The following is a 15,857-nucleotide window of genomic DNA, read 5'->3' as shown; positions in this document are numbered from 1 at the left end:
AAGGCAGAACACATCATGTCCAACATTAGTTTACAAGGCTTAGACAAACTAGATCGTAAAATTCTTTCGAATCTACTCTCCAATGGGCGAGAATCGATTGCTAATCTTTCTCGCAACATCGGCTTGTCGCGAACAGCGGTCGCTGAACGCATCAACAGGCTTGAAAAGACCGGTATTATCAAAGGGTATACGGCACAAATAAGAGTAGAAAATGACGGGAGAAAAGCGGCAAGTTATTTGCTAATTTCTTGTGAAAAAGGTAAGAAAAATGATGTAAGTAATGCATTAAAAGAACTACCTGAAGTCAGACTTACAAGCATTGTTGGGGGGACCTACGACATTATTTCTTTGATTGAAGCTCCTGATCTGCAATCAATACACCATTTATGTAATGAGATAGAGTCTTTCAATGGCATTCGCTCTCTCAATACAACAGTAGTGCTACACCAGCCAATCAGTCGTTAAAAATAAAGCCGCTCTTATGAGCGGCTTTTTTAAATGCCTCCAATTACTCTAATCTTCGCATCTTTCGTACCTGCTTGACCCAACCAAAAAGTTTGCCCCAAACTCGTCCCATCACCTTGACCGAGTTGGTTCTTTGGAACTGAGTCTAAATCAACGGTTAGCTTTAAATCCCAAGACATGGGGTCACGAAGAATAAAACGCATCAACCCCACTAAAGTTTTATGGAAATCTCCTCCATAGGAGAACTTTCGGAACGTCTCGAAATCAATGTTATCAATACAAAGATTAAACTTACCGTTTAGATCTGGGATGCTCTTACCTAAATGTAAATTTGAACCCAAAATACAATTCGTTCTATTTAATTGATTCCTTTGGCATTCGGCAATTTTTACTCTTCGAAAGACCCACTCTTCGATTCGAACACTTGGTAATGAAAAATAGTGCGCAACAATGCCAGAAATCAGTTTCGGAGAGCGTGTCCTGGTAGATAGCTGATTGACGTAAGACAAAATCTTTGCACGATCAAGCCCGATCGTATCAGACTCTTGAATAACATTAGACAACCCTGCTAGGTGCAGCATACGCCCAGAAAAGTCATCTGTTGCATCGCTTTGATACTGAACATGATAACGGTACTTTTTCCAAACACGATAGATTAAACTGGTATATCTATTATGAAAGAAATCAAAGAAGTCTCTAACTGGATTATCATCATCATCTCTACCTACTAATTTTTCTGTATAGTTCGCGGGCAAAGGTGAACTTGAACCGTGTAATCCTAAAAAGTTAGTTTCAATTCTCGAATAGTGCTCACCAGACCTTTCCATATGACTGATGAATTCCATATCACTTTTGGGGAAACAGAGGTTTGGTGAGACACTAAACGCAATTCTCTCTTGATAAAAATATTTGTTTTCACCAACCGCTACAAAATCACTGCCCGGTAATAGTTGGTAGTGCTTCTCTAACAACAAAACTGCTTGAAAAAAGCTAAATTCGTTTATTTTTTCTGATAATTCATCAATCATAAGATTGTTTGCTGTCCAGTTAAACTTGCCCATTGGTAGCTTTCGCCACTGCGTTCATCGTAGACTTCTAACTCTGTAAATGAGTTAACACTTGAATATAAGCGTATGAACTCATTCAATACATTTGCCATCAAAAACATGTCCCCTTCATTGACAAAAAAACTAGAGTTCATCTTAAGCTTAAATTGATTACCACGAACGGATACCCCTCTAAACACTCTATCGATAGGTTTCATTTCTGATGAGATAATGCCGTCAAGCCTGTGCAACGAAGCCCTATGAGCCTGCCTATCCACTCTAGAATGGAAGTCATATGTAGACAGTAAAACCTTGAGTACATCAATATTAGAGAGCGATAGATAATTCAATGACATATTAGCAATCAGTTGCCATTGGAGTTCGCCATTCACTTGCGGGCTAACAGATTGCGTAGGTTTAGTAATATTACTAAACGTGGCGTAAGTTGGAGATTTATGTGTGGTATATATGATGTCTCCTACAGACAATCTTTCAGACAAATCTGCATTACTGCACAATAACTTCATCAAAACCGTTTCGGTTCCTAGGTCTGCAATATCCCCATTGTGGGTATGAAAAGATATATAACGCTCAAGCCCTCTTCCACTCACTCGCTCTGAAACTTTTGACTTGTAGAAATCACGTTTATCTCTTTGATTTATTTGGTGTTCAAAGGACTCAAATTCAATAAGAGATTTTCGTCGCCTTTCATTTTTGCTCCAACTTTCTACTTGGTTTATTGAATAAACTTCGTAGTGATCCTGGTTGTCACTCTGTGGCCGAACTTTATACTCATTTCGGCGATGTTCAAGCCGAATTGGATCACCATCTTTTTCGAATAGGTTCACAGCTGGCGTGCAATGTAACCTTAAGTGCTTATCTTTCAGGACAACTTCGGCAGGTAATGCTCTCTTAAAATGGAATTTAAGGTTCACGGTACTTCTTTGTGGTATCCCTTTTAGCCAATCGAGACCCGTAATATCAAAAAACATAAATTTGTCTGGTAAAGAAAAATATTCTTGCAACAAACGATAACCTGCAAATGAATTGTCGCTATATGGCAGTATCGCTTCGTCGTCTTGGTACCCAACCGGTTTAACAAATTCAGGTCCAAGTTTACGTTTATACCCACCGCCCACGTCTAACTCGACGTAGTCTAAGTATCTAAATATCCATAAGAAAAGAATTCTAGTTATATGGATCTCACCATGTAAATGAAACCTTAATTTATCTAACCCGATACGAGATAACTCTAGCCCATGTTCAGTCGCAAGTGTCACATCAACAGATGAGCTTGTTCGACTGTTTCTTTGGTCAATGCTTGTGATTTTTAAGGGGAAAAGCTCTACGTCATAGCAGGTTCTGAATAAACATTGCGTACCTTCCACTTGTTCACTAGCCATCTCAGCCCCGCGCTTTACCACTGTTTTTTCAGTGACACTTCCGGAGTGTGGCGTTAGTTCGCTAATGCATAACGAAGGAATCGAGCGCATGTAATGTGGCCACAACAGCGTCATTAACGACTGAGTGAGCTCTGGGAGTTCATCATCAATCTTTTCTCTAATACGGCCAGTAAGAAACGCAAAACCTTCAAGAAGACGTTCTACATCAGGATCGAATGTTCCTTCAGACAAAAAGTTGGTCAGTTTTGGATTGTACTTGGCAAATTCGCTGCCGGATTCTCGTAGATATGTGAGTTCATCTTGAAAGTATTTACTGTTACTCAATGGGCACCTACTAAACGTTAAATTGGCCGTCAGTTCCCATATAGACATCGATAGACATCGGAACTTTTCCACCGTTGTGTAAGACTTCTCCGCATATGCCAAAGCCTAATTGAAGAGGGTTGTTGTGATTTTCTCGGTAATGTACTTCAACACTTCGTAGCCGAGGTTCGAAGCTTTCTATTGTGGAAGTGATGTTCTTTTGGATGTGACGAACTAAATTGGTGTTGTTCGATAGAACATCATTGAAATCAGGTAAGCCATATTCCCGATCGATCATTGAATTACCCGCATGAGTATTAAGCAAATCAGCAAGGTGCAGATGAATGGATTCAATTAAATGCCTATGTGAAACCACTTTTTCATAACAATTTTTCGGCTCACCAAGTTCAATTCGTTCTAATAATCGGTAACCTTTTTCCATATAACACTCTAAGAAGAAAAGCAGCCAGTAAACCTGGCCGCTTATTTATTTCCAAACTTATTATTGGTCTAGCTTACCAACCAAAGATAAGTCAAAGCTCGCGCCCATGTACTTGAAGTGAGGACGAACAGACATCGATACTTTATACCAACCTGGGTCACCCTCAACGTCAGACACTTCGACTTTAGCCGCTCGTAACGGTCGACGACCACGAACTTCTGCTGGCGGGTTCTCTTGATCAGATACGTATTGACGGATCCATTTATTTAGCTCAACTTCCAAATCGGTACGCTCTTTCCAAGAACCAATTTGCTCACGTTGAAGTACTTTAATGTAATGAGCTAAGCGGTTAATAATGAACATGTAAGGTAGCTGAGTACCCAACTTGTAGTTCATCTCAGCTTGCTTGCCTTCAGGTGTATTCGCAAACACTTTTGGTTTTTGAACTGAGTTTGCCGAGAAGAACGCTGCGTTATCAGAACCTTTACGCATTGTTAAAGCCATAAAGCCTTCTTCTGCAAGTTCATACTCACGGCGGTCAGAAACCAGAATTTCGGTTGGGATCTTAGTTTCGATCTGACCCATCGCTTCAAAGTTATAAACCGGTAAATCGGTTACCGCACCACCACTTTGCGGGCCAATAATGTTTGGACACCAGCGATATTTTGCAAACGACTCACTGATCTTTGAAGCCATAGCATAAGCTGAGTTACCCCAAAGGTAATTGTCATGGCTGTCCGTAACCATTTCATCGTAGTCAAACGCCTTAATTGGGTTGTCTTCAACTGAGTATGGCGTACGCAGCATAAAACGTGATGTACACAGCCCAACATAACGTGCGTCTTCGTGCTCACGGAATCCGCGCCACTTAGTATACTGAGGACCTTCAAATACCGACTTTAAGTCTTTTAAGTTTGGTAATTCTTCATAAGAATCTAAACCAAAGAATTGAGAAGATGCAGAAGTAATAAATGGTGCATGAGACATAGCACCTACATTACCCATATATTCCATTAGTTTAATATCAGGCGAAGACGCAGATAGTTGGTAATCACAAATAACGGCACCTACAGGCTTACCACCAAATTGACCGTATTCACGAGTATAAATCTGCTTATATAAACCTGATTTCACTACTTCAGGAGCATCTTCAAAATCATCCAGAACTTCGTCTTTCTTAGCCGAAATAAGTTCGATTTGAATGTTTTCACGGAAGTCCGTGTGATCAACAAGATATTTAAGACCACGCCATGTTGATTCAATCGCTTGAACTTCTTCGTTGTGAAGAATTGCATCAACCTGTTTAGACAACTTTTGATCAATCTCAGAGATCATCAAATCAACTAAAGACTGGTCTACTTTTTCTACTGTTGAGCTGCTTAATAACTCACCAATGAATGCTTCAACGCCACGCTTTGCAACGTCAAAACCCTCATCACTAGGTTTAATGCGAGTCTCATTTAAAATGCTATCCAGAAGAGAGCCTGACTCAACTAGAGCTGCTTCTTGTTCTGGTGCTTGTGCTTCTGCCGACATGATCTTCCTTACTCTGCTTTTTCGCCTTGGTCTGCACCAATGCTTAGTTCATCCAAAAGTTTCTTTCTTGCTTCTTCATCTTGAAGAACTGCTGCAATCTTCTTACGGAAAGCAGGTACATTCCCTAGAGGGCCTTTCAATGCAACCAAGGCTTCACGAAGTTCTAGTAAACCATTCAGCTCAGGAACGCTCTTCGCAATCGACTCTGGAGTAAAGTCCTTCATATTTTTGAATGTAATATCAACGCCAATTTGCGCACCTTCTTCATCAGAAAGACGGTTTTCAACATTTGCTTTGATATTCGGTGCGTAACCTTCTAATACTTCGTTAAAGTTATCTTTATCGATATTAATCGGATTACGCTCTTCGATCGGAGTTTCATCTGCACGAGCAGTGAAGTCACCGACAACCATCATACTTAGGGGCAGTTCAACATCATCAGACGCATCGCCTGTTGCTGGAACATAACGTATATTAATTCGCTCTTTCGGAGCCACCGAGCCATCACGTGACATAATTAGTCCTTTCTAGTTTATTGCTGGTCATAAATTGTTTGCCATTCGCTATATCTCACAGGTAAAAAATCCTTAGTTCGATATAGTTCCTTTAGAGTTTTTTGAATTAGATTTTCTAAAGAAAAAAACAAATGGGGTTCCCAAATTGATAGATTTAGTTCCTTAGCCACCGCCCAACTTTGTTCCAAGTAAGGCAAGCACAAAGGGTATAAACCAACACTTTGGTAGGCTTTCACTAACTTTAAGTGCAACATGAATTGTCCACGACCGGAGTTATCCAACTCGAGTTTGTTTGACAGTTCAGCCACATATTTACCCAAGTCACCTAGGGCAATATCCTCCATCTCAGATAGATCATCTTCAGCTACAACAATAGTTTGAATTATTGACGACTTACCCGAAGGACAAGCGTTACCTGTAGACAACCAAGTAATCGTTGCTTCATCCGCAAATGGAATAGAATTTTTGAAAGAGAGGTTCTCAATTCCCTCAAAAGAATCGACAAATCTCTTTGTTTCTTGCTTTACAGCCAACGCAGCTTCGTCATACCCAAGATTGTCTAACATTGAATAAACGAAATAATGCCCAGTCAGCCAAAATGGCGCATCAGTAAGTGTTCGCTCTAGACGCTTGATCGTATCGATATCACTTTCTTGATTTGCTTTATCTCTATATTCCGCCTGCTGGTCTGATGACACAGCAAGGCTAAGAGGCGTTACATTGTCTTGGTGGTCTGGTAGACCATCAACATCGGCCCATGTCAGGTGACGGTAAATCCGATATCCTAAAGGTTCAGTCGGGTTTGAATGCACCATTATTTCAGACACTTTTTTTAACGTACGCTTTGATGCAGTCGGAGATGAAAAGTCTGTATCTACGTCTACAGTGCTGTGCTCTCGAGGTTTACTTCGTTTCTGATTAGATGTGGCTTGCGTCGTAGGACTGTCAGTTTCGTGGCTTTGTGGAACGATAGTTTTCTCGGACAGTGCAACAACATCAATGAGCGGGTCTGAATCAGCCACACTGCCTTCAATCAAGGTTTCTTCATTTAAAGATGCGTTCTGCCTTAGTTGATTCAAATGACTTTTTAATTCGAAAAAGTCCACATCAGAGTCTTTAAATATCTCGTCAAACTGACGCTGGATACCTTCAGTTAATGTGATACATCGAGATAGAACTTCCCAATCAAGAGATTCTGTAGACAATTTAGTCGCGACGAGTTTGAATTGATGATTGAGCCACTCAACAGCCCCATCTCTACCTCTTTTACGTTTCGGGTATAGATCATGACCAAAATGACTGATTGAGTCATTGAGCAAAGATAATCCTTCCTCAAGCCCTATCACACCTTTATCCTCCACCAAAGAGCGAATCAGATAACAAAGCGCTTTAAGATCCTTACTATGTTGACTTAACACCTCTATTGAATGGACTTTTACAATATGCCAGTCGACAGTCTCGCCAAATAATGAACCAAATTTTTTCACTTCGGCTTCCATCATTTCATAGCAAAACTCGTACCTAGCATCCTCACCAGTTGGTGAGTGTTCAGATATTGGTGCTAATAGCGTTTCAGTATCGATCAGACTCAAGTTAACCTCTGCTTTCAGAATTGTAATTTCTAATTGCTCGCTCGATTGCTATAGCACCTCGCGCTGGTTTAGATAGTTGATGACTTTTGTCTATAGAATCACTTGCCATACTATTAAGAATTTCCGTTATTTCGCTGAATTTCTTAGGGGCATTAGTCTCTAGATCAGCTAACGAGTCGTGAAGTTTCTGTCGGCCAAATACTGATTGTTCAGTTACAGTACTGAACAAGATAAATTCGCTTCTTGCTACTTTTAGAGCTCTTACTTTAGCTTTCAATTTTGGCGTGTTACCAAAAAATGATTGCGCAGCTTCTGCCTCAAGAATTGCTTTGGTGTAATAATGCTGCTTTGCATTTTTCTCTATCGAGGCATCTATTCCGCTGAGCACTTTTCGCGGTAATACATGACTATAAAAGTAGGCTCTTGACTGGTTTACTTTCCAAGCAGTTTCAATATCACTGTCTGCAACATCTGATTTCCCATCTAAGATGAGTTCGACTAAACGCTGTTCTTGATTCCCACCAAAGGCGGCAATATTTTGTGAATTGATGGTCGCCTTATTCAGACTTGCCATCGTTTCCGTCAGCGCTTTATCTGCATAAGGAAATAGAGAGCCGTCACTGTTCAGTTTTTCTCGCAAAACAACGAGATCATGCCGGATCGACATCAGAGTTTTAGGAAGTAGATCGACCGCCCCTTCATATTCATTCAAGTCCGATTCATAGTTTTTATACAACTTAGCTAATTTGCTCTGTTGGACTTCATAAGCTTCTCGGTAAGGAGCTGTCGAGACGACATCTTTTTCCATATCTTGTAACGCGAATTCAATATCCCATGGAGACTGCGCTAAAAAAGACGCGGTTTGTGCAGGTTTAATAGTGCTCACAAGGCTACTTGAACTGCTGGTAGATTTAACAATCGATTTCCATTCAGGCTGACCTTGGTTATATAAATATGTGCCAGTGATAATTACGACACACAGAACCAAACTCGCTTCTAAGTATCGGAGTCGACCACTTTGAATTCTGTCAATAGTTCGATGTTTGGTTAGAACGAGATCAGCATTCCGTAAACTACTAAATAAGGGAGCACTTACATCAGCACCAAATTTTTGGGTATCGATCTTAGCTAGTTGCTGCGCAAACGAAGTCGCTGTATACCTGTGCTGTCGAGGGTTGTTGACAACATCTTTAATTAACTTCCATACATGGTTAGGGATTAAACCTGGTCGTTTTTTTGCTTGTAATTGAGTTGTCCAAGCATCACCAAATGCAGCACCAAGAAATAGATGCCCAGTTAATAACGCCAATGAATAGACGTCATCTTGAGGTTGAGCCACGCCAGACTTTATAAATGCAGGAGACGCATAGCTCATGCTTGCTTCTGCGTAAGTATTAGATTCACCAACATAACGAGCAGCACCAAAGTCGATCAACTTTACATAATCGGACTCTGTAACAATAATGTTTGAAGGTTTAATATCTAAATGGCAGACACCTCTCGTGTGCATAAACTCAAGCGCACCAGATAATTGATATATCAGCCACGCAATATGATCATGCCTAAAACCTTTAGGAGTATGACGAGCCATTTTTTCAGCCAAAGATTCGCCCTGAATCCACTGATACATAAAGTATGGTCGATCGAACTCTTTGCCTATTTTAATGAAATCAGCAACACTCGGATGTTGAGACATCTCAAGACGACTGGCTTCATTAATGATTAATTCATTCGCAAGTTCAGATGAACCTTCATTTAAAACCTTACAGCAAACCTGTTTTTCAGGGTTCCCTTTCTTGGCCAGGTGATAAACAGTCGTTTTGCCATTTTTTGAAGGTAATGTATCTAACACGTCAAATTGGGAGAAAATCACATACTCTAGCTTGGGCTTATTTTTATTAGCCATATTCTGAGCTTGCTGATTTTTCTTTTCGATCGCTTTCACAACCAACTTATCTAGATAACCTTTGGCTGTCCCTTGCTTTTCTGGCACACTAAACTCTTTATCAAACGAAATAAATTAATGCTGGATAATAATTACTGTCCAATACCCTTTTCAATAGCAGTATTTAAAACCATCGGTAAGACTATTAATTCAGTTATTATTACTAAACAACCGAACATTACGACAAACGCTTTAACTAACTATTTTTGGCTAAAAATTAGGGTACTTATCCACGTAAATAACGAACTAAACATACATTGTTAACTGAGTCACATTTTTAGTTCATTCTAATAAAAACGAATTGTTCGTTTATCTGAGTAATGTTCAGAAATAATATTGATTATCTCTATAATTGGAATAGGTGTTTGGGAAGTGGATTCACCAAATAGGAATTAGGAATAGTTCGATATCAAGTGAGTATGGTAAAGCACTGAAATACTGCTCACTTATCATAAAACCATCAAGCCCCGCTCCTAAGCTTGAGTTCGTCATTGGAATGTACAACGCTATACTTAATTACGATGATAAAAATACACATCAGTTTCATCAAGGTGTTACAAATTTAGAGATAGAGCGGTGCAGCAACTAAAGCGGCTTGATGAATAAGGTGGATCTAAATAAACGCTAAGACTAACTTTGTCTACTGAATCGCCTTTCAGATAATTGTCGTGTGATAATGATTATAATATAAGCGTTTCGTATCACGGCTATGCAGTCAGGTCTGTTTCATACAAGTGAGTTGGAGCAACGCCCTTTCTCCTTTAACATCAAACATTAACAGGGTTACAGGGCTATTATGCGTTACCTCTTGGATAGTGCAGGCCATTAATGCCAATGCAGAACAACTACCCAATGTACCCCATAAATCATTAATTAAAGTGGGCTGCTGTGGGTTATCAAAACATTCGGCGCGTGCACCTAACGCGAACCCATAATCTTCAGTATGAGACCTCAGATTAGTCATATCAGAGAATACAGGCCCAAAACTCTTGATATTGCGACTCGCATTCCTGACGAGCTTCATTACTGACCTTCGCGTTGTATTTGCAGGTTCTACTTCGAAATAACCTAACTTTGCTTTGGGTTTAAGCTTTAACGTTTGCACCAAGTTATTCCGACATAACAGTAAACCCGCCCCGCCCTCACTCGGTATTATGCCCCATGGATTAGTTGAACTCATGACATCTCCAGATTCGATTAAGTCACTGAGATCATCAACAAGTGAATCTACTGAGATACTCATTATTGCATCGAATTGGTTCAACTTAGCCAATGATGTGGTCAAGTATGATGGTCCACTTTGTTGAACCACTTCATAACGTGATATTGAATCACAATGCTTACATTCACTTAACCACTGACTCATCTCCACAGCAGAAATAGAGCCCGGTACATTGACGAGTAACGGAATAGGCTTTAATGATGTAGGTAACTGCTTTAAAAGAGAGTCGATCAAGCTCTCAATAAGCACCGAACACTTGTCAAACAATGATGTACTGGAAATGTATTCAATACTAGCGTACGTGAATCTTTCTATCCCATCACCGGCCACTTGCTGATCGAACCTTCCCAAATCCGCTTTGGCAACTGTTGTGGCAATATCAAGATTCATGCCCGTTGGTGTCATGGCTTCCATACCAATAACGAATCGTGCTGAATTGTTATTCATTATCCGACAACTCCTGTTTTTTATGGATCTTCGTTGACACTAAAAGATGCTCCTCGCCTTGACATGGAAAGGCAGCGCTGTAACTGATTGAAAGTATGCGAGCCTCTGTATCAATGAAAACCGTAGAAATAGGCATATCTACTTGATAGTTGGCATTTTTAAATTGAGCTTCTGCTACATACATCTCTTTGGGGAAACGGAAAGAGAGTGCATCATTATGGCAAAAGCCACTCATCATCAATCGTTCACCGCCAGATATGAAGCCTTTGCATTGTTGGTCTAGTGGCGCACTCTGATAAAAACGCTGGTCAAAGTCTACGGGATAAAGAGGTTTCCTATTCTCTAGCCAATCGTCATCAAAAGTGCCAGCATATTGCTGACGAGCCCCGAAAAATGGGGCTAACGGGCCAAATCCAGCAACCCGTGTATTCTTGGGTGTCGCACTCCAATCTTCCGTAGGATAAAAAACCGAAGGAACCTTCTGTTTCAATAGTTCCCCTTTAGTATCAGCAATACCTCCGCCGAGCCGGTTTCTTAAATCGCCTCCGATAGCACAGGAGAAGTCCATCTCTTTTTCCACAAATGGGAGTGGTTTACTTAGCGTTACGCTACCTCCGTGCTCAATCCATTGCCTATCACCAAGTACCGATATGGTTTTGTCGATATGGCCATCAATCAAAAGCCGACACTCATGGTACGTAACTGCCTTTTTCGCGTAGCTTCGGGCCTTACCGAAAATCAGTACATCTGTGTTGGTTTTAACAACTGAGAACTCTTGGTCAGCTTTCATCGCGGAAAGCCCTGCTTCACCCAGATAGACAGGATCGTCATAGATCTCTGCCTCTTCTTGCTCCTTCCAAACAGAACCTACGAGTTGCCATGAGCGTTTTCCAACGACAACCCACACCTCATTGCCATTATGGTCCCGTTGAAAACGGCCTTTGATTGAAAGTTCTGGATGGTTCTCAATATCCCACAACTGCATTATTATTCCTTAGATTAAACCTTTCTGAGGCTGTTGAATTCTGAGTTAATCGTGTGATATTCCAGTTTTGTTGATGAGCAGGCATAGTAAAATCCCAAGGAATGTATGATCGAGTGTGAAGACAAACCTGTCGCCAAATCCAAACCCTAAATACGGTACTAACCTGAGTATCGAACATGGCTTGTATACTGGTTTCTAAGGTCAAAGGTTGCCCCATTCGACTTGGTGATACTTGTATGTAAGCACCACTTTCAACCCACTCTGTTAACTTTATGAGTATTTCGTGCCACTCAAAGTCGAGGCCAAAATTTTCTGGTGTCACTGGCATACGTTGTCCATAGACAATATAGAGCGCCTGAACCCATTGCTCGCCATCGAACTCATCAAGGCTTAACATCAATTCAACTATTTCAGGAACGTGCTCATTCAGGCCATGTAAAACAAACTCAATTGGCGCCAGCGCACCGCTCGTATCAAACTTGGAAAACTCTTTGAGTTCTAAAAGTTTGGCAAAAGTAATGACTTCAGGATCAAAGACACCATCGACGGATACACCGAACTCCTTACGAAACCATGTATTCCTGTCTTCCTTCGCAAGTAATCGTTCAAACAAATTCTGACTGCCCGCAGTATTTTCAACTAACCAAATGACGCTCTCTGAATCATTTTGTAAAGATAAAAACGAATGCGTTTTATGATCGGAAAATCGTTTATCTTTGAGCCAACGTTTTAATAAACCGACAGTAATACTCTGACGTAACTGTATGCTTTCAAGGAAAAGTAAGGGAAGCTTACAACCACCTTCAACCATTCCGATGATCACAGAGTCGATGTCTGATAATGATGACTGAACAACTAGCAATTTTGCGGTTTGGTAATCCAAATCATCAAGTATCGATAAACCACAAAGTAGGTTTTCGTGCTCTTGTCCAATTTCAGAATTCAACATGAGCCAAGCATAAATGGTTGGTTCGCTCTGCTTTAATTGATGAATCAATCCCGGAGCCAATCGATAGAAAGACAAATAAACATTTTTTAGGTCTTCAATCTGACGCTCAGCCAGCGCTAAATACTCCAGTTTAACGCTTGGGTATCCCCTTTTATGTACTTGTAAGCGTTGCTTTAACAAGAAACCGAATGTCTCCGAAGCCAGTGACAGCTTTTCATTACACATATCCAGCCATTTGATAGGAAGCTCGTTCAATAAAGTGAGCGTAATTTCCGCATTAGCGATGGCCAGTTCCACATCTTCATTAGTAATCGGCTGGTTTAGTTGATCTATACCTATTTTTTGACGCATCCGTGAATCCAATCTAGTAACACGATCAATTGATCGCTATGGTGCCGCCTTGAATTTTTTGAGCCTTCTCAGCTTGAGAAGTCACATATTTGGCTTTGGTGGTAATTCGGCCATCACGGCCGCTGTAACGAGTCTCTGTTTCGCCACTTCTCACAATTAACTCTTGTTCCGTTTCAATAACCATTTTCTTGGCTCTCAGTACAAACTCATCCGAGTCATCAACAATGGAGAAAAAGATATCTGTGACTAAAGGAAGGTTAAAGTCGTTATTAAGAAACTCGATACGACATGAAAGGTTGTTATCAATAGCAAGTTGCAACTCAGCTAATTTAAACCCTCTCCCCAACCTCGCATTAATTGGCTGCTGCAACGGGTTTCCTTCAAAATCGACGCGAACACCACTCTTAGTTTCGTTAATCGATACAATTGTTCCAAAACGCGAAAAGCAAGCCGTTGATTCGGCTTGCTGTTCGGTGATGGTTTGTATAATTGGGGTTTGTTTTTCCATCATTAATTGATCGCCACGTTTCCACCTTTGATTACAACTTTATCGCTTCCTTCGATGGTTATTGAGGAACCTGATAACTTGATAGAACCGTCACTATTCATCACTAATGAAGATCCACCCGTCTTCAGTACTATCTTGTCACCGCTTATGACCTGCGTCGCGCCATCGGCTTTGTATGAAGTGTTTCCTTTAACAGAGACCGTTAAGTTGCCACCAACCGTCTGGTTATCATCGGCCCCTATATCAGAACTTTTTGATGCACCTACCGTTAAATTACTGTTTTCACCAACATCCAAATCATCATTCTTACCAATCTTGGTAATTTGATTGTCTCCAATTTCTAAGTCAGAGTTGTTCTTAACATATTGAGTTTCATTAGCGTTGTAAGTAACGGATACATCTTGTTCGACAGTTTCAGTAAACGTGCTGTTAACTTGGGTGGCCTTGTGTCCGTCAATGGTCTCTTTGTGATCACCGTGAACATCATTTGTCTGATGGCGTGCAACCTTTAAAAACTCATCTTGGCCTATGTCGCGGTAGCGGTTATTCAAAACCTTAGTCGACATGTCCTTTTGCGCATGAATGTAGACTTCTTCTTGGTTAGCTTCGTCTTCAAAGCTCAACTCGTTATAGCCTGTCCCTTTATGCGTTTGAGTTCTGAAAGTTGTACGCGTTTTGTTCTCTGGTAACGAATAAGGAGGATAATGAAGTCCGTTATAAACTGCACCAGTAACTAAAGGCCTATCAGGGTCTCCCTCTAGGAAGGTAACAACCACCTCATGACCGATGCGAGGTAGGTATACCGCCCCCCAAGTCGGTGCTGCCATTGATTGACTCACTCGAATCCAACAACTGGAATGCTCATCGCTCTCGCCATAACGGTCCCAATGGAACTGAACTTTGATTCGTCCAAGCTTATCAGTATAGATTTCTTCGCCTGCAGGCCCCACAACGACCGCTGTTTGTGTACCTTCAACCAAAGGAGCCTCAAGTTTTGGAGCTCTAAACTCAACATTCCTAGGAATGCACGCAAACTGATTGTGATATGTAGTTGGCAGACCATTAGTTTCATCTTCATGAACCTGAGGGTCATGGCCACTATGCATTACCGATAACATGAGATAATCACGGTTGATTGCTGAACGTGGATGCTCACTGATACTAAAACTGTATCCAGACGCCAGCCTCATGACATTACTGGTCGCCTCCACTTGCTGATTATCAACAACATATTCAGACATCCATTCATTTGATCTTACTTGACCCATCATTGGATCAACGTAACGCCCTGGGAAATCGAACAATTTAAGGTCTAAATCGAGTTCGCCGGAGCTGCTCATTTCCTGAGGGATCTTCGGAAACTCGTAGTTATAGTCAGTGTAAGTAACGTGGCCGGTTTTCACTCGATTCACAAGTTCAAGATCAGAGATATGCTCGCGATCTGCAACACCACCACCATCAGCATGATAAACAATAGGACCCAAATAAGACCCGTTAAGTGGTGAGCTCAATAACTCAGCGATTGCATCATTACTGTCGACAATAACCATTGTGTGGTTAGCTTCTGTATGCTCAAAGTAGTACCACATACCATGCTCAGCCAAAATTCGTTGAACAAACTCTAGGTCTGTCTCTCGATATTGGAGCACGTATTCTTTTGAAGGATATACGCCTGACAGCTCTAATCGATAATCAGTTACTGACGCATCATCTAAAACTTCAGAGATGATCGCCGACGCTGATTTTTGTTGAAATATTCGGCAGTCTTGTCTTTGGCTCAAAAACCAAGCTTGCGGAACAAGAGTCAGTTGGTAACGGGAGAATCTCCTACCCGATCCAAGGTAACGAACTTCATTAACTACGCCGTGAAAGCATCTCGCTGAACTGACACCTTGGCCATATAGAGTCAAGCTACCTGGTTTACGGATAAGTGCATCAAATGAGATATCAGGATCAAGTGAAAGTAATGATAGGCTGATTTGAAAAGGCTTTGAAAGCTCTTCGATTACCTGAAAGCTCTCCACACGAAAATCATGCTCAGAGCCTTGCAGTTCAAACTTAAATTCTACGTCATTCACCATATCTTTTACCTGATACTAATAATAGAAATAGGGCCAACAGCAGTTGTTGACCCTTTGTTTTTCACGA

Annotated in this window: 13 protein-coding genes; 1 reads left to right on the top strand and 12 read right to left on the bottom strand. The window is 41.0% G+C overall.

The features are described 5' to 3' along the window. Nucleotides 1-12 precede the first annotated feature (12 nt). Nucleotides 13-465: an Lrp/AsnC family transcriptional regulator gene (locus tag AB6D93_RS15400; RefSeq protein ID WP_017062578.1), complete on the top strand. Its 453-nt coding sequence runs from the start codon at nt 13-15 to the stop codon at nt 463-465. Nucleotides 466-494: 29 nt separating this feature from the next. Here the strand turns inward: AB6D93_RS15400 and tssG are convergent, their stop codons facing one another. The 12 genes from tssG to tssI form a co-directional block, all read right to left on the bottom strand. Next, entirely contained in the window at nt 495-1,493 is a 999-nt protein-coding gene (gene tssG / locus AB6D93_RS15395) for a type VI secretion system baseplate subunit TssG (protein WP_029235222.1), read from the bottom strand. Beyond that, nucleotides 1,490-3,238, bottom strand: coding sequence for a type VI secretion system baseplate subunit TssF (gene tssF, locus AB6D93_RS15390; RefSeq protein WP_102333584.1), 1,749 nt, complete (start codon nt 3,236-3,238; stop codon nt 1,490-1,492). The genes tssG and tssF overlap by 4 nt, the downstream gene beginning before the upstream one ends. A 10-nt stretch (nt 3,239-3,248) precedes the next feature. Further along, nucleotides 3,249-3,659, bottom strand: coding sequence for a type VI secretion system baseplate subunit TssE (tssE, locus tag AB6D93_RS15385; protein WP_017064522.1), 411 nt, complete (start codon nt 3,657-3,659; stop codon nt 3,249-3,251). A gap of 60 nt (nt 3,660-3,719) precedes the next feature. Beyond that, complete coding sequence (gene tssC / locus AB6D93_RS15380) at nt 3,720-5,195, bottom strand: type VI secretion system contractile sheath large subunit (RefSeq protein WP_017067544.1); 1,476 nt, start codon at nt 5,193-5,195, stop codon at nt 3,720-3,722. Between the two features lie 8 nt (nt 5,196-5,203). Further along, on the bottom strand, nt 5,204-5,710 hold the full coding sequence (gene tssB, locus AB6D93_RS15375; RefSeq protein WP_017064520.1) for a type VI secretion system contractile sheath small subunit: 507 nt from the start codon (nt 5,708-5,710) through the stop codon (nt 5,204-5,206). Nucleotides 5,711-5,727: 17 nt separating this feature from the next. Beyond that, nucleotides 5,728-7,302, bottom strand: coding sequence for a type VI secretion system protein TssA (gene tssA / locus AB6D93_RS15370; protein ID WP_102333583.1), 1,575 nt, complete (start codon nt 7,300-7,302; stop codon nt 5,728-5,730). A 1-nt stretch (nt 7,303) separates the two neighbouring features. After that, entirely contained in the window at nt 7,304-9,295 is a 1,992-nt protein-coding gene (locus AB6D93_RS15365) for a protein kinase domain-containing protein (RefSeq protein WP_102333582.1), read from the bottom strand. Nucleotides 9,296-9,962: 667 nt separating this feature from the next. Continuing rightward, on the bottom strand, nt 9,963-10,916 hold the full coding sequence (locus AB6D93_RS15360) for a hypothetical protein (protein WP_102333581.1): 954 nt from the start codon (nt 10,914-10,916) through the stop codon (nt 9,963-9,965). Further along, on the bottom strand, nt 10,909-11,901 hold the full coding sequence (locus tag AB6D93_RS15355) for a DUF2169 domain-containing protein (protein WP_102333580.1): 993 nt from the start codon (nt 11,899-11,901) through the stop codon (nt 10,909-10,911). The genes AB6D93_RS15360 and AB6D93_RS15355 overlap by 8 nt, the downstream gene beginning before the upstream one ends. Continuing rightward, a complete protein-coding gene (locus AB6D93_RS15350; protein ID WP_102333579.1) occupies nt 11,882-13,201 on the bottom strand; it encodes a hypothetical protein in 1,320 nt (439 codons plus the stop codon). The genes AB6D93_RS15355 and AB6D93_RS15350 overlap by 20 nt, the downstream gene beginning before the upstream one ends. Nucleotides 13,202-13,226: 25 nt before the next feature. Continuing rightward, on the bottom strand, nt 13,227-13,712 hold the full coding sequence (locus AB6D93_RS15345) for a hypothetical protein (RefSeq protein WP_102333578.1): 486 nt from the start codon (nt 13,710-13,712) through the stop codon (nt 13,227-13,229). Continuing rightward, a complete protein-coding gene (tssI, locus tag AB6D93_RS15340) occupies nt 13,712-15,790 on the bottom strand; it encodes a type VI secretion system tip protein VgrG (protein ID WP_102333577.1) in 2,079 nt (692 codons plus the stop codon). The genes AB6D93_RS15345 and tssI overlap by 1 nt, the downstream gene beginning before the upstream one ends. Nucleotides 15,791-15,857: the final 67 nt, after the last annotated feature.

The organism is Vibrio sp. 10N.247.310.23 (assembly GCF_041467155.1).
GTDB lineage: Bacteria > Pseudomonadota > Gammaproteobacteria > Enterobacterales > Vibrionaceae > Vibrio > Vibrio crassostreae_C.
Note: the sequence above shows the minus strand (reverse complement) of the source record. Positions and strands in the feature narration are given on the sequence as shown.

Excerpts from the sequence above, each read along its gene's own strand:
- AB6D93_RS15355 (WP_102333580.1), bottom strand. The coding sequence starts at position 11,901 with ATGCAGTTGTGGGATATTGAGAACCATCCAGAACTTTCAATCAAAGGC.
- AB6D93_RS15360 (WP_102333581.1), bottom strand. The coding sequence starts at position 10,916 with ATGAATAACAATTCAGCACGATTCGTTATTGGTATGGAAGCCATGACA.
- tssG (WP_029235222.1), bottom strand. The coding sequence starts at position 1,493 with ATGATTGATGAATTATCAGAAAAAATAAACGAATTTAGCTTTTTTCAA.
- tssE (WP_017064522.1), bottom strand. The coding sequence starts at position 3,659 with ATGGAAAAAGGTTACCGATTATTAGAACGAATTGAACTTGGTGAGCCG.
- tssB (WP_017064520.1), bottom strand. The coding sequence starts at position 5,710 with ATGTCACGTGATGGCTCGGTGGCTCCGAAAGAGCGAATTAATATACGT.
- AB6D93_RS15350 (WP_102333579.1), bottom strand. The coding sequence starts at position 13,201 with ATGCGTCAAAAAATAGGTATAGATCAACTAAACCAGCCGATTACTAAT.
- tssC (WP_017067544.1), bottom strand. The coding sequence starts at position 5,195 with ATGTCGGCAGAAGCACAAGCACCAGAACAAGAAGCAGCTCTAGTTGAG.
- AB6D93_RS15345 (WP_102333578.1), bottom strand. The coding sequence starts at position 13,712 with ATGATGGAAAAACAAACCCCAATTATACAAACCATCACCGAACAGCAA.
- tssI (WP_102333577.1), bottom strand. The coding sequence starts at position 15,790 with ATGGTGAATGACGTAGAATTTAAGTTTGAACTGCAAGGCTCTGAGCAT.